12 protein-coding genes are annotated in these 14,319 nt (G+C 65.9%); 8 read left to right on the forward strand and 4 right to left on the reverse strand.

Annotated elements, in window-relative coordinates; genetic code table 11:
* The first annotated feature begins 174 nt into the window (after window positions 1–174).
* The 6 genes from MUN81_RS18615 to MUN81_RS18640 all read left to right on the forward strand — a co-directional run bounded on the left by MUN81_RS18615 (window position 175) and on the right by MUN81_RS18640 (window position 8,167).
* A complete protein-coding gene (locus MUN81_RS18615) occupies window positions 175–2,118 on the forward strand; it encodes a tetratricopeptide repeat protein (protein WP_245113224.1) in 1,944 nt (647 codons plus the stop codon).
* A gap of 128 nt (window positions 2,119–2,246) precedes the next feature.
* Window positions 2,247–2,873 (forward strand): response regulator transcription factor, encoded by a 627-nt coding sequence (locus MUN81_RS18620; RefSeq protein ID WP_245113226.1) that lies wholly within the window; start codon window positions 2,247–2,249, stop codon window positions 2,871–2,873.
* 104 nt (window positions 2,874–2,977) lie between these two features.
* Window positions 2,978–4,429 (forward strand): glycine-rich protein, encoded by a 1,452-nt coding sequence (locus MUN81_RS18625; protein WP_245113228.1) that lies wholly within the window; start codon window positions 2,978–2,980, stop codon window positions 4,427–4,429.
* 135 nt (window positions 4,430–4,564) lie between these two features.
* Window positions 4,565–5,506 (forward strand): beta-propeller fold lactonase family protein, encoded by a 942-nt coding sequence (locus MUN81_RS18630; RefSeq protein WP_245113234.1) that lies wholly within the window; start codon window positions 4,565–4,567, stop codon window positions 5,504–5,506.
* Window positions 5,503–6,552 (forward strand): hypothetical protein, encoded by a 1,050-nt coding sequence (locus tag MUN81_RS18635; protein WP_245113235.1) that lies wholly within the window; start codon window positions 5,503–5,505, stop codon window positions 6,550–6,552. Before MUN81_RS18630 ends, MUN81_RS18635 begins: the two co-directional genes overlap by 4 nt.
* A gap of 148 nt (window positions 6,553–6,700) precedes the next feature.
* The gene (locus MUN81_RS18640; protein ID WP_245113237.1) at window positions 6,701–8,167 is read left to right on the forward strand and encodes a hypothetical protein; all 1,467 of its coding nucleotides are present in this window, start codon (window positions 6,701–6,703) and stop codon (window positions 8,165–8,167) included.
* A 17-nt stretch (window positions 8,168–8,184) separates the two neighbouring features.
* Here MUN81_RS18640 and MUN81_RS18645 read toward each other — a convergent pair whose 3' ends face one another.
* The 3 genes from MUN81_RS18645 to MUN81_RS18655 all read right to left on the reverse strand — a co-directional run bounded on the left by MUN81_RS18645 (window position 8,185) and on the right by MUN81_RS18655 (window position 10,747).
* Window positions 8,185–9,114 (reverse strand): TIGR03915 family putative DNA repair protein, encoded by a 930-nt coding sequence (locus MUN81_RS18645; RefSeq protein WP_245113238.1) that lies wholly within the window; start codon window positions 9,112–9,114, stop codon window positions 8,185–8,187.
* 86 nt (window positions 9,115–9,200) lie between these two features.
* The gene (locus MUN81_RS18650) at window positions 9,201–9,383 is read right to left on the reverse strand and encodes a hypothetical protein (protein WP_245113240.1); all 183 of its coding nucleotides are present in this window, start codon (window positions 9,381–9,383) and stop codon (window positions 9,201–9,203) included.
* A 95-nt stretch (window positions 9,384–9,478) separates the two neighbouring features.
* On the reverse strand, window positions 9,479–10,747 hold the full coding sequence (locus MUN81_RS18655; protein ID WP_245113241.1) for a putative DNA modification/repair radical SAM protein: 1,269 nt from the start codon (window positions 10,745–10,747) through the stop codon (window positions 9,479–9,481).
* Between the two features lie 196 nt (window positions 10,748–10,943).
* Here MUN81_RS18655 and MUN81_RS18660 point away from each other — a divergent pair, with 196 nt between their 5' ends.
* Window positions 10,944–12,905: a hypothetical protein gene (locus tag MUN81_RS18660; protein ID WP_245113242.1), complete on the forward strand. Its 1,962-nt coding sequence runs from the start codon at window positions 10,944–10,946 to the stop codon at window positions 12,903–12,905.
* Between the two features lie 207 nt (window positions 12,906–13,112).
* Here the strand turns inward: MUN81_RS18660 and MUN81_RS18665 are convergent, their stop codons facing one another.
* Window positions 13,113–13,610 carry an energy transducer TonB gene (locus MUN81_RS18665; RefSeq protein WP_245117415.1) on the reverse strand — a complete coding sequence of 166 codons (498 nt, stop codon included), beginning with the start codon at window positions 13,608–13,610 and terminating at the stop codon, window positions 13,113–13,115.
* A 369-nt stretch (window positions 13,611–13,979) separates the two neighbouring features.
* On the opposite strand from MUN81_RS18665, the gene MUN81_RS18670 reads away from it, so the two are divergent.
* A complete protein-coding gene (locus tag MUN81_RS18670; protein WP_245113243.1) occupies window positions 13,980–14,309 on the forward strand; it encodes a metalloregulator ArsR/SmtB family transcription factor in 330 nt (109 codons plus the stop codon).
* The last annotated feature ends 10 nt before the right edge of the window (window positions 14,310–14,319 follow it).

Consider the following 14,319-nt stretch of genomic DNA (forward strand, 5'->3'; position numbering starts at 1 on the left):
GAGACGGGGCTACGGTCGAGGTTGTTTACGCAGAAGGGGAAGCCTTATTTTACGGTTTCCACGTTTCCCTTCATGGTTTTCCGAGTCGTCTTTAGTCAGCACTACTGGCTGTGCTGGTGCTTTTTGCTGCTGGCTGGGCCAGCCGTTGCCCAATCGGTACCCTCCTTGCCGCCTGTGCCCGACAGCTTGCGCCGCGTGTTGGCCGTGGCCCCCACGAGTGGCGCGGGCCGTGCCACTGCCTTGCTGCGCGTTGCCGAAGCCTATTTGGAACCTTTCGATTCGGCGGGCGTGGTGCTCTATGCCGAGGCGGCCGAGCGCGCGGCCCGCCAGGCGCAGCAGTCGGTGCTTGTGGGCCGGGCCCTGGACCTGCGCGGCAACTACTACCGCGAAGCCGGCGACCTGCCCCGCGCCCTGCGTCTGCTGCAGCAGGCCGGCCCGCTGCTGGCAACGGCATCCAAGGCCAGCCAGGCCAATTACCGCTACCACCTGGGCATGGTGCACGGCAGCCTCAACCAGCCGGCCCGGGCTTTTGCCCTCTACCGCGACGCCTACCAGCTGGCGGGCCCCGACGCCGACCTGAAGGCCGAAATCGTTAACTCGCGCGGTATCCTGTACGCGCGCCAAAACCAGCTCGATTCGGCCGCCGTCAACTTGTTTCGGGCCGTGCGCATGCACCATCGCAGCGGCAACCAAAGCTCGGAGGCCGCCGCGCTCGGCAACCTGGCGCTGATTTACGCCCAGCAAAAGCGTTGGGCCCAAGCCGCCGCTTACACCCGGCAGGGCAAGGCCCTGGAAACCGCGCTGCACGACACCGTGGCCCTGGCCACCTCGTGGCTAAACCTGGGCATCGTGCTGATGAGCCGCGACAGTGCCCGCGCCGCCCGCAACAGCATTCGGCTGGCCCTGCACATGCAGCAGCGCGCCCACATCACCGGCAACGAGCCCATTAGCTGGAACGCCTTGGCCAAGGCCTACGAGCGCCTCAACCAGCCCGATTCGGCCCGGTATTACTACGGCAAAGTACTGGCCCTGCGCCAGCGCACCGGCGAGCCCGCCACCCTCAGCGTGGCCCTGAAAAGCCTGGCCGGGTTTTACCTGCGCCAGGGCCACTGGCCGCAGGCCGAAGCCTACGCCCGCCGGGTTCTCGCTCTGCCCAAGCAGGCAGTGGAAGCCAACCAGGTGCTGGACGCCCTGAACGTGCTACGCCAGGTGGCCGCGCACCGCCGCGACTTCGCCGCCGCTTATGCCTGGCAAACCCGCGCCCAGGCCTTGCGCGACTCCCTGCGCGCCCTGGCCGACACCCGCATCACCGAAGAGCAGCGCGCCCGTTACGAAACCGACCGCGCCGAGGCGCGGGTGCGCGAGCTCACCCAGCGCCAGCAGGTGGTCGACCTGCGCCGCCAGCAGCAGCTGCTGGGGGCAGGGCTGACGGCCCTGCTGCTGCTGGCCGCGGGCGCCGTGGTGCTGCAGGAATACCGCCGTCGCCAGTTGCGCCGCGAGCTGGCCCTGCGCACGCGCCTCTCGGCCGATTTGCACGACGAAGTGGGCGCCCTGCTTACCCAGATTTCCATGCAAACCGATTTGCTCGAAGCCGGGGTGCACGCCCCCGCTCAGCAACAGGCCCAGCTGCGCGAAGTGGCCGCCACCAGCCGCCGGGCCGCCACTCAATTGCAGGACGTGGTCTGGAGCTTCGATGCCCGCAACGACGCCGGGGGCCGCCTGCTCGACCGCCTGCGCGACCACGCCTACGAGGTGCTGCAGTACGGCGAGGCCACCATCACCTTCGCCACCGACGCCGCCAGCGAAACCCAGGTGCTGCCCGTGGAAACCCGCCGCGCCCTCTACCTCATTTTTAAGGAGGCATTGACCAACATTCAGAAGCATGCCCCTTCGGCAGCACACATTGAGGTAGCGCTGCGCACGGCGCACCAACGCCTCACACTGTCCATTGCCGACGACGGCCCGCCCACGACCGCCGGCCCGGTGCGCGCATCGGGCCACGGCCTGCGCAACCTGCAGGCCCGCGCCGAAGCCGTGGGCGGCACCTGTCGCGCTGGCTTCGGCGCGGTGCCCCCCCAGCCGGGTTTCGGGGTGGTGGTGGAAGTGCCGGTGGACTAAAGGGAGGATTCGGCCAGTAACGAGGAAGCGCCGGAGGGAGCGCCAAGCTGAACCAATGAGCGGGACGCCCCCTCCTACCCCATCAAGATGTGATGGCGGCGCTTTCCGGCCGCCGGTACTTTTGCGCCATGCCCGTTACGCTTGCCATCATCGAAGACGTGCCCGCCGTGCGGCAGGCCCTGCACACCTACCTGTGCGCCCAACCCGAGTTCGACTGCGTGCTGGTCGTGGGCTCGGTAGAGGAATTTCTGGCGCAGGCCGGGGCGCTGGCCGCCCCGCCCCGGCTGGTACTTTCCGACATTGGCCTTCCGGGCAAGTCCGGCATCGAAGGCGTGGGGCTGATTCGGGCGCAGCTGCCGGGCACCGACGTGGTGCTGCTCACCACCCCGCCCGGCAACCCCGAGTGGATATTCCAAGGCCTCTGCGCGGGCGCGGTGGGCTATTTCCTGAAAAATACGCCGCTGGCCGACCTCAAAGCCGGGCTGCTTTCGGTGGCCGAAGGCGGCAGCAGCATGAGCCCGGCCGTGGCCCGGCAAGTGGTGCGGTTTTTTCAGCCGGCGGCGGCGCCCGCGCAGCCGCTCACCCCGCGCGAGCAGCAAGTGGTGCAAGCCATTGAGGAAGGGCTCAGCTACAAGCTCATTGCCGTCCGACTCAGCATTGGGCTCGACACAGTGCGCGGCCACATCAAGAATATCTACGCCAAGCTGCACATCAATTCCAAGGGCGAGCTGCTGGCCCGCAACCGCCGCTGGTAGCGGCGCCCCCCATCAAGATGTAATTGTGCGGCGTGGCCGCGGCCGGGAATTTTACTGCCCGTTCCGGGCACGTCATCAAACCGCTCCCGGCTCATCAATCTGCTATGAAAGCTTCGCTTACCCTGCTGGCCGGATTGGCCGCGTTGCTGCTGACACTTTCGGCCTGGGCCCAAACCGGCGGCGTGCACGTGGGCGCGGCCGGCGCCCCCGATGCCGCCGCCGTGCTCGACGTCGAATCGAGCACCCGGGGCTTCCTGCCCCCGCGGCTGAGCCAAACCCAGCGCGACAACATGCCCGCCAAGGCGGCTGGCCTGACCATTTACAATACCACCACCAACCAGCTGAACCTGTGGAACGGCACCCAGTGGGTGGCGTATTTGCCCGATAACACTCCGTCGATGGGCAATCCCCCCATTGCGGTGCAGTATAATTTCAGCGGCAGCCCGCAAACCTATACGGTGCCCCCCGGCGTGACCAAGCTGCTGGTCGACATGGCCGGCGCCAGTGGCGCCAACGGCATGGGCGCCGGCGTGCGCGGGCTGGGCGCCCGGGTGCAGGCCACCCTCGACGTGACGCCGGGCCAGGTGCTGACCCTGGTGATTGGCAACACCGGCATATCCAGCGGCGCCTACAACGGCGGCGGCCGGGTTTCGGCCGGGGCAACCGGCGGCGGCGGCGGTGCTACCGACATCCGCCTGGGCGGCACGGCCCTGACCAACCGGGTGCTGGTGGCTGGCGGCGGCGGGGGCGGTGGCACGGCCGCCGGCGGCTGCGGCGGACTGGCCGCGTGTGCCGGCGCCAACGCGCCCAACGCTGCGGGCGGCGGCCCCGGCACGGCCACCAGCGCGGGCACTGGCGGGGCCCCCGGCGGCGGGGCCGGCAGCGGCGCCACGGGCGGGGCCGGCAGCATAACGGGTGGCGGCGGGGGCGGCGGCTACTTTGGCGGCGGCGGCGGGGGCGGGGCCTTTGTGGGCGGCAGTTACTACGGCGGGGGTGGCGGGGGCGGCTCGTCTTACGCCGACGGGACGGTGGCTTCCGGGGTGGTGCACACCGCGGGCTATCAGTCGGGAGACGGCTACGTGCGCTTGAGCGCAACAGGCGTGCCTGCGCCGGTCATCAGCGCCGCCAATATTGTCAACCTACCGCAAGCCGACAACCTCGGCAACCACCGCGCCACCCAGGACCTTGACCTGGGCCCAAACCAGTTGATTGGCAACGGCGGCTCCGATGGCCTGAGCGTCACCAACGGCGGCTACGTGAAGCTGGGCCCCGACGCCCCGGCCCTGCGCACCAAAGAGCTGAGCGGCACGGTGCCCAGCGCGGCCAGCAGCCAGGCCTTCGTGGCCCATGGCCTCACCGACAGTAAAATTCTGAGTGTGACGGCCATGGTGGCGGTGGGCAACGACCAAGTGCCGCCGGGCTACACCCTCAACAACGGGGTGCTGTACGGGGTGTACATCTACGCCGGCAACGTGGTGGTGCAAACCGGCAGCGGCGCCAGTGCCAACAACATTGTGGGGCAGCCCATTCGCATTCTTCTCGTCTACAAAGAGTAGCGCGGGGCACCTTCCGGCGGGGCGGGCCAGTGCGGTAGCGCACCGAGAAGGCCGCCCGACACCCCCACGAAAGCCGTCGTTCCCATTCGCTGCGCTCAGCCAGTTACCAGACCACATTTTCCACCTGACCATTTTATGCATCACACGCGAACAAACAGCTTGCGGGCGCTGGCCACGGCCGTGCTGCTGGCCTTGCCCTGGGCCGCGCGCGCCCAAACTGCTGCCGGCAACGTGGGCATCGGCACCACCGCGCCCACTCAGAAGCTGGACGTGAACGGCCACCTGCGCGTGCGCGGCCTCGGCGGAGCGGGCCCGCGGCTGCCCCAGGTGCTGCCCGATGGCACCCTGGGCCTGCTCGACAACGCCGACTCCAGCCCCGTGGGCACCGCTCCCAACCTGCTGAACGGCGCCAATGGCACGGCCACCGGCCGTGGGCCCGTGGCCGTGGCCGTGAACGGCGCCACAGCCTACGTGGTGAATGCCACCGATAACACCTTGCAAACCTTTGACGTGACCAACCCCGCCAACCCGGTGCTGCTGAACGGCACCGTCCCGGGCTCGGGCGGCGGCGGCCCGGGCGGGGGCACGTCTGGTCTGCCCATTGGCGATGGGCCCAGCGGGGTGGCCGTGCGCGGCACCACGGCCTACGTGGTGAATGCGAACGACGGCACCCTGCAGGTGTTTAATGTGGGCAATCCCGCGCAACCCACGCTGCTGAACGGGGCCACGCGCAACGCGGGTACGCGCACAGGCAGCTCTCCCAGCGCCGTGGCGGTGAGCGGCACCCTGGTGTACGTGGTGAACAGTTCCAGCAACACGCTGCAGGTGTTCGACGTGAGCGACCCAGCCAGCCCTGCGTTGCTCAATAATGCCTCGCCCACCGGCACGCGCACGGGCAGCGCCCCCAGCGCCGTGGCGGTGAGCGGCACCCTGGTGTACGTGGTGAACAGTTCCAGCAACACGCTGCAGGTGTTCGACGTGAGCAACCCGGCTAGTCCTGTGCTGCTGAACCCCGCTACCCCCGGCGGAACCACCGGCGGCACCGCCACCGGCAACGCCCCAAGGGCGTGGCCGTGAGCGGCAGCACGGCGTTCGTGGTGAACAATTCCAGCAACACGCTGCAAGCCTTCGACGTGAGCAACCCGGCCGCGCCGCGCCTGCTCAATCCTACCGCGGCCGGCGGTACCACCGGCGGCACCGCCACGGGCAACCGGCCGGCCGGCATTGCACTCAACGGGTCACGGGCCTACGTGGTCAACAGTTTTTCTGCCACGCTGCAGGCGTTCGACGTGAGCAACCCAGCCGCGCCGCTTTTGCTCAATCCTAGCACGGCCGGCGGCACCACCGGCGGCAGCGCCACCGACCGCGAGCCCCGGGCCGTGGCCGTGAGCGGCACCACGGCTTACGTGGTGAACTACAGCGGTTTTTCGTTGCAAACTTTTCGCATCAACTCCCTGCGCGCGCTGGGCTTGCTGGCCGACGGCAGCCTCGCCGTGGCCGATGACGTCATCAACCTTCCCGGCGACAACCTGGGCAGCCACACCGCCACCCGCACCCTCAACCTCAACGGCTTTCCGCTCAGCGGCGGCGCGGGCCCCGTCAGCTTCGCGTCCGACCTGCTGCTCAACAACCGCTTGCTGCGCGGCGCCACGGCCGTAAACCTCGGCAGCAACCTCAACCTCGGCACCAACCAGCTGGTGGGCAACGGCGGCAGCCAGGGCCTGACCATCGACAGCGGCGGCAACGCGGGCGTCGGCACCAGCTCCCCCAACGCCAGGCTCGACGTGAACGGCTACCTGCGTGTGGCCGGCGCCAGCGACGCGCCCGCCATTGGCACAGTACCCAGCGTGGCGTTTCTGAAAATGACGGCCACCATGCCCACCGCCGCCGGCACCCAGGTTGTGCTCGACCACGGCCTGAACGTGAGCAAAATCCTGGGCCTGCAAGTGCTGGTGGACTGCGGCAACGGCAACCACTCGCCGCCCGGCTTCACCGACAATGGAGGCGAACTATACTATGCCTACTTCAACAATGGCCGGGTGGTGCTGCGGGCCGGGGCCGCCGGCACGTCGGCGTCGGTGCTGGGCAAAACCGCCCGCATCCTCATCACCTACGAACCGTAAGGATTTGAGCCAACGCTTTTCTGTTTAATTTTAGCAATGTACATGCGTTAAATTTGCCTTACCGCGCGGCTGCGCATGTAGCGGAGGACCGGCATCAGCGCCTGATTGCAAGCCAGTTACTCCCCCATAATTCCCGAAGCCTAACGCTATGAACCACTACTACTTTTCTTCCATGTTGGCTGGGATGCTGCTGTTGGGCAGCGCCACCGCTGGCACGGCCCAGGTGCTCACCAACGACGGCGCCACCCTCACCGTGCAGGCGGGTGCGGCGCTCTACGTGGGCGGCGGGGTGCTCAACAAAGCCGCCGGCACGCTGCAAAATGCCGGCACCGTGCAAACCACCGGCGACTTCACCAACGCCGGCACGGTGAACGGCGCCGGCCTGCTGCGCCTGAGCGGCAGCGCCGACCAGCAGCTCACGCCCGGCAGCGCCAGCCTGGCGCAGGTGGAAGTGGCCAACACCGGCGCCGCCGGCGCCAACCGCGTGCTGTTGCGCGGCAACCTCACCGTGACCGGCCAGCTGCAGCTCAGCAGCGGCCTGCTCCGCACCGACCCCGCCGCCACCCTCACCCTGCCCGATGGCGCCACCCTGGCCGGCGAAGCCAGCGGCCGCTACGTGCAGGGCAACCTGCGCGTGGTGCGCGCGGCCGGCAGCGGCGTGCTCGACTTTGGCCTCGGTGCCACCCTCGACCGCACCGGTTTAGGCCAGGTAACCATTACGCGCACGGCTGGCCTGCTCACCGACAACGTGAGCCGCGGCGTCAATTTCACCAACGGCTCGCTGAAGGGCATCGACCGCATCTGGGCCGTGGAAACGGCCGTGGCCCCCGCCGCGCCCGTGCCCGTGACGCTGCAGTGGCTGGCCGACGATGACAACGGCCTCAGCAGCTTTGCCAGTGCCCAAGCCTGGCGCGCCGACTTGGGTTCGGCCCTGTGGGGGCCGGCCGGCACGCCCCAGGCAGCCACCGTGAGCGGCAGCACCCGCAGCTTTTCCTTCAGTACCGCCGCTCTGGGCCGCCTTACCGTGAGCAACGCGGCCAACCCGCTGCCGGTAGAGCTCGCCGCCTTCACCGCCGAGCATGTGGGCGACAACGACGGCCTGCTGAAATGGGCCACCGCCTCGGAGAAAAACAACGACCATTTCGACGTGGAAGCCAGCACCGACGGCTTTGTGTTTCGCCGCATCGGCGCCGTGAAAGGGCACGGCAGCACGGCCCAGCCGCAGGCCTACCAGCTCATCGATAAGGACCTGGCCCGCTACGCCGCCGAAGTGGTGTACTATCGCCTGCGCCAAATCGACACCGACGGCACCGCCACGTTCTCGCCCGTGCGCACCCTGAAAGTGGCCGCTCCGCTGGGCCTCACGGCCGCGGCCTGGCCCAATCCATTCGGCGCCGCGGGCACTTCGCTCAGCGTGCGCACGGCCAGCGCCGGCCCGGCTACCCTGCAAGTACTCGACGCCGTGGGCCGGGTACTCTTCCGGCGCGCGCTGGAGCTGCCAGCCGGCCTCACCGCCCTGCCGCTGCCCGAGTTGGGCGCGCTGGCCACCGGCCCCTACGTGCTGCGCCTGGCGCAGGGCGCCCACCAAGCCAGCCTGAAAGTGGTGCACGAATAGCGCCGCGCCGCCACTTCCTACCGCCCCCCGTCGGGGCCCGGCAGTCGCCGGGTTCCGTCGGCGGGCGGCTGCTTGTTGGCAATGGGCTGGAAGCGCGTTTCGCGCGGCTGCTTTTCGCTGAGGTATTTCCAGTAGCGCAGCGGCATGTGGCGGCGGTGCAGCTTCAGGTTTTTGCGCTCGGGAATGTTGACGTGGTCGAAATACGCCTGCCACAGCACTTTGAACAGCGGCTCGCGCTCATCGAGCACCGTGGCCGAAAGGCCGGTTCCGCGGGGCGCAGTGGCGCTTTCAAATTGCACCACGTCGGTGCGCGTGAGGTCGTAGTAGAGGCCGTAGTGGCGGCGCCGGTCGTATATCAGCCAGCGCTGGTCGGCGTAGCGCTTGGTGAAGTGGGCGGCGATGAGCGGCAGCACGTCCATGTCGGGCTCGATGGTGGCGTGAAACAGCTCGTCCTGGGTTTTCTCAAAGCGCACGAAGGCTTCCATGCGGTGCTTTTCGCGGAACATCTGCTGGGCCAGGCGCTGCACGCGGCGCACGTCGGCGTTGGCGTAGTTCTCGGCGATGTCCTGCGGCGAGCGCAGAGCCAAATCCACGTAGCGGAAAACCAGCATTTCCCGGTCCGCATCCTCGCTCAGAAACACGTGGTAAAGGCGCGTGCGCGCTTCCGCATCCATCGAATTCACCAAGCCATCCCACACCCGCGCAGCCAGGGCTTCGCTGGTTTCGGTGGGCGCGGGCGCGGCAAACAGGCCGCCCTGCACGGCGGCTTCGGGCTGAATGCTGTTCGGCGCCGCCCTGCTGTCGTAGATGGTAAACAGCACCGTGAGCAGGCCCTCAAACGTACCGTCGTAGGTGTAGTCGCGTGGGGCAGCCGTGAGCACGGGCGCCCCGACGCGGCGCGGAGCCGCGGGGGCCAGGGCGGTGTGGGGGCGGCGAATGGGTTTCAAGAATATTGGCAGTTAAACGACATTTCAGAACGTCATGCTTCGACTACGCTCAGCATGACGTTCTACAGCCAGACGTTCTACCTGCCCTACGCCGCTTGCTGGCTTTGCTCGCTGCCCAGCTGGGCCTGGTGGCGGGCACGGGCGTCGTCGTGCATCTGGCGCACCAGGGGCATGAGCTCGCTGAGGCGGCACACGCAGGAAAGGCGAGCGACTTTATCCGACGACTGCGTGGCCGGAATGGGCTGGTTTTGGCGGTGAATGACTTTCATGACAGAGAAAAAGATGTCGTGTTGGACGCCGCCCAAGCTGCTTTTCGACAGCGAAGGAAGGCCGTTGGAAAATGGAGCGTCGTGGTTCATAGCTGCTAAGAAGCCTGAGCAAATAAGTCGAGTTGTTGAATGACGAGGGCCGAGCGCACCGAGCCGGAGCCGAACAGAATCTGGCGGCGCACCTGCTGCTCGCTCAGCTCGCCGATGATGGGCTGGTGCTCGCCCTCGCAGGTGAGGAAGTATTTGGCCCGCTTGAGCACCACGCCGAGCTGGCGCAGCGTCTCCATGTTGAGCCGGGCAAAGCGGCGGGCGGCCACAATGCGCTTGGCCGAGCGCGCGCCTACGCCGGGGATGCGCAGTATCATCTCAAAGTCGGCGGTGTTCACGTCCACCGGGAACACGTGGCGGTTGCGCAGGGCCCAGGCCAGCTTGGGGTCGATTTCGAGGTCGAGGTGCGGGTGCGCGGGGTCCAGAATTTCGTCGGCCTGGAAGCCGTAGAAGCGCATCAGCCAGTCGGTCTGGTACAGGCGGTGCTCCCGGATGACGGGCGGCTGCGTCACCTGTGGCAGGCGGGCGTCGTCGGTCACGGGGATATAGCCGGAGTAGTACACGCGCTTCAGGCCGTAGCCCTGATAGAGCGAGTCGGTGAGCTTGATGATTTGCAGGTCCGTCTCGGCGCTGGCGCCCACGATGAGCTGCGTCGTCTGGCCGGCCGTGGCGAAGTTGGGCACCTTCTTAAACAGGGCCTTTTCTTCTTTATTCTGAATAATACCGTCCCGAATCTGACTCATCGGGGTCAGAATCTCCTGGTAGTTTTTCTCCGGCGCCAGCTGCGTGAGGGCCAGCTCCGAAGGCAGCTCAATGTTCACGCTGAGGCGGTCGGCATACAAACCAGCTTCCTGAATCAATTCCTCCGAAGCGCCCGGAATGGTTTTGACGTGGATGTAGCCGTTGAATTTGTGCTCGGTGCGCAGCTTTTTCACGATGCGCACAAGGCGTTCCATGGTGTAGTCGGGGCTGCTGAAAATGCCCGAGCTCAGGAACAGTCCTTCGATGTAGTTGCGGCGGTAGAAGTTGATGGTGAGGTCCACCACTTCGTCCACCGTGAAGGCGGCGCGCTTCACGTCGTTGGAGCGGCGCGACACGCAGTAGGCGCAGTCGAAAATGCAGTGATTGGTGAGCAGGATTTTCAGCAGGCTCACGCAGCGGCCGTCCTCGGTGTAGCTGTGGCAAATGCCCATGCCTTCGGCGTTGCCCAGGCCTTTGTTCTCGTTTTTGCGCTTAGCGCCGCTGCTGCTGCACGAAGCATCGTACTTCGCGGCATCGGCTAATATGCTTAGTTTCTCTTGAATGCGCTCGTTCATGAGGAAGGGCTGGCTTTCGGGCTTAAAAGTAATATACAGTGGCCAAACAGGCAATATATTCTAAGCTAATTTTTTTGGGAATAGTTTCTTTTTTCGAGAAAATATCTCCTGGGCGATGCGCGCACTTTTAGCACGAATGCCTCTGCCGGCCAACGGGCGAGGCTCCTTTTCGTATTTTGCAGCGTTGCGCCCCATTATGAGATTTCGCGGTTGGATATTTTGGCTGTTTGTGCTGCTGGTCGGGGCCGCCCGGCCCGCGGCGGGGCAGGTATTTGACCCGCGCTCGGCCATTCCACCCGACTCGCTGAAAGCCGCCGACGAAATCCTGCCGCACCGCGCCGACTCCCTGCGCCGCCGCTTCGACGAGGAGCGCATCATCAACCGCCTCAAGGCGTACTCGCGCCGCAAAACCATCGTGGGCAAGGCGCTTTCGGGCTTGCTCAACTTCACCCAGCGCCAAGAAGAGCAGGCCGGCCTCGACGCCGTGCTGCTGAACCGGCAGTTCGACCAGCACAACTTCAAGGTGGTGCGCCGCGTCGAGATTACCACCCTCGACGCCTTCGGTTACAGCCTCAGCGACTCAGCCAAGGTGCCCCGCTCGTTCTGGGAAAAGTCGGGCAACGCCCTGCATCTCAAAACGTCGCGCTCGCGCATCCGGCAGGTGCTGCTGTTTCGGCCCGGCCAGCCCCTGGAGCCCCAGGCCCTGGCCGAGTCGGAGCGCCTGCTGCGCCAGACGCCCGAAATCCTGGACGCCCGCGTGCTGGTGAACGAAGCCAGCAGCACGCGCGACAGCGTCGACATCCGCGTGATTACCACCGACGTGTTCAGCATCACGGCGGGGTTGCAGGTGGGCTCGGCCACGGCCGGCATCGTCACTTTCGGCGACCAGAACTTTCTGGGCCAGGGCCACCAGCTCGAAAACGCCTACGAGTACGGCCGCGGCCTGAGCACCGACAACGGCGAAACCCCGCAGCAATGGTCGTACGTGGGCAGCTACACTGCCCCGTTTCGCAACTTCGTGTATGGGCAGGCGCGCTACCGCAACGAGAACAACTACCGCTCGGGCGGCGTCACGCTCAAGCGCGACTTCTACTCGCCCAGCGCCCGCTACGCCGGCGCCATCACCCTCGACAGCTACTCGCAGGACGTGGCCCTGGTGGCCCCCCCGCCCGGCCAGCCCTACGTGTACTACCCGCTCAAGTCGCTGGTGCAGGATGCCTGGGTGGGCCGCTCCCTGCGCCTGCGCTCCTACGACCTGGGCTACGAAAACCCCGGCCGCGTGATTGTGGCCGGCCGCCTCATTCGCACCGACTTCAGCGCCGTGCCCCGGCCCGACCCCAGCACCGGCGTACCCATTCCCGACTACCACGACGGCACCCTGCTGCTGGGCACGGTGGGCTACTCCGTGCGGCGTTACTATAAGGACCGGTACCTGTTCGGCTTTGGTCGCACCGAAGACGTGCCGGCGGGCACGCTGCTCAGCCTCACGGCCGGCTACGACGTAAACCGCGTGGTGCCGCGCCGCTACCTGGCCGCCCGCATCGCCGCGGCCGGTTTCAACACCCGCAGCGGTTACCTCTACGGCGCCGTCGACGTTGGGGCCTTTCAGCGCCTCGACCAAAACCGCCAGTGGGAACAGGGCGTGCTGTCCACGGAACTCACCTCCTTCACACGTCTCTACCACTTGGGCGACTGGCAGTACCGGCACTTCCTCAGCAGCCGGGGCACCATCGGCATCAACCGGCGGCCCGGCGACATTCTGCAGGGCATCACCAACGACCGGGGCCTGCGGGGCTTTTCGCCGGCCACGCCCATCCTGGCCACCAGCCGCTTCGTGGTGAACTACGAAACCACGCTTTTCACACCACTCTCGCTCTTGGGGTTCCGGCTGGCCGGTCTGGCCTTTGCCGACGCGGCCTGGGTGAGCGACCAGCCCCGCGGGGGCTCGCCCTTCGGCGGAGCGCCCTACATGGGCTTTGGGCTGGGCATGCGCTTCCGCAACGAGTTTACGGCCCTGCGCACCTTTCAAATCCTGATTGGCTACTACCCGCGCGGCCTCACGGCGGCCAACGGCGTGCGCCTGTTTGAGTCGGCCCGCGAAACGGTGACCTTCAATGACTTTGGCCTGGGTGCACCAGGCACGGCGCCATACCAATAAGCCACGCGGCCAACAAAAAGCCCCGGCCTATGCAGGACCGGGGCTTTTTTCGTCACCTAGTATAAAGCACTCGTTAAAACACAGATATGATGTATTCTAGCAGGATAAAGTAGCGGTTGCGAGTAGCGCGGCTCACAACGGCCCTCCGGATAGGTAGCAATGCGCTGGTATGCGATAAGAAAACGTGGCCGACGGGCCGCAACGGGCTTAGCGGTCGGCCGAAAAAGCAATGGGAATGGTGCAGGCCACGCGCACGGGCTGGCCGTTTACGCGGGCAGGCTCCCAGGGCGGCATCAGCCACACCAGGCGCAGGGCTTCGTCGTTGAGGCCGTTGCCGGGGCCGCTGATGACGTGGGCATCGGTGACTTTGCCCTGGGCGCTGAGGATGAAATTAACGTACACCTTGCCCGAGATGCGGCGCTGCAGCGCCACCTGCGGGTAGCGGATGGACTTGGCAAGGTAGGCCGCGAAGGCTTTGTCGCCGCCCACGAACTGGGGCCGCACTTCGGGGTTGATGAACACCGAATCGGGGCTGAAAGCGGGCGCGGACACCACGGCTTTGAGCACGGCGGGCAGGGGCGGCGCCACAGACACGGTGGCCGGGCCGGGTTGCAGCGAGGCAGTTGCCCCGGCCTGTGCGCGGCTCTGGCCCGTAGCCAGCAGCCCAATCAGGCCTGCAAGTGAGAGGTAGCGTAGAGAATGCATCACAAGCAAAGGGGTAAGGGTAGATAATGGCGGAACCTTGGCTTCCGCTTGCCAGCAACTAACGAAATAAAGATAGTAAATGTTTTAACAAAATTGTCTTTTCGGCATAAAAATAATTTAAATAGCCGAAAGTGCAAAAGCCTTAATAAATGGACTGACAGCGAAGCAAAATATGATAATACTTCGCTGCATGGCATTTATCAACCATATCACTGCAACAAAGGTAGACAATTTTGGCACTCTGCAAATATGGGCAATGTTATTTTTATTGAAAATTTAATTTAACAATTTCAAGATTATTCAGAATGCGCTTATGAAACCCAAAAAACCTTTACTTTTGTCATCGTAAATCGACGATAAACAAAAGACATGGCAACGCACAAGCGGCAGGAATTCACGGACGAAGACCAGGAGTTGGCCGTCGTGGCCAAGGCCCTGGGGCACCCGGCGCGGGTGGCCATTGTGCGGCTGCTGGCCCGGCGGCAGGCCTGCGTGTGCGGCGAGCTGGTGCTGGAGCTGCCGTTGTCGCAAAGCACCGTGTCGCAGCACCTCAAAGAGCTGAAAGCCGCCGGCCTGGTGCAGGGCGACGTGGACGGCCCGCGGGTGTGCTACTGCCTCTCGCCCACCGGCTGGGCCCGGGCGCGCCAGCTGCTGGGCAGCCTGCTGGCGGAGCTGCCCGAAAATCAGTGCGCCTGCTGAAAACGCTTTT

Origin of the sequence: Hymenobacter sp. 5317J-9, assembly GCF_022921075.1 — a bacterium.
In the GTDB taxonomy this organism is placed as follows: Bacteria; Bacteroidota; Bacteroidia; order Cytophagales; family Hymenobacteraceae; genus Hymenobacter.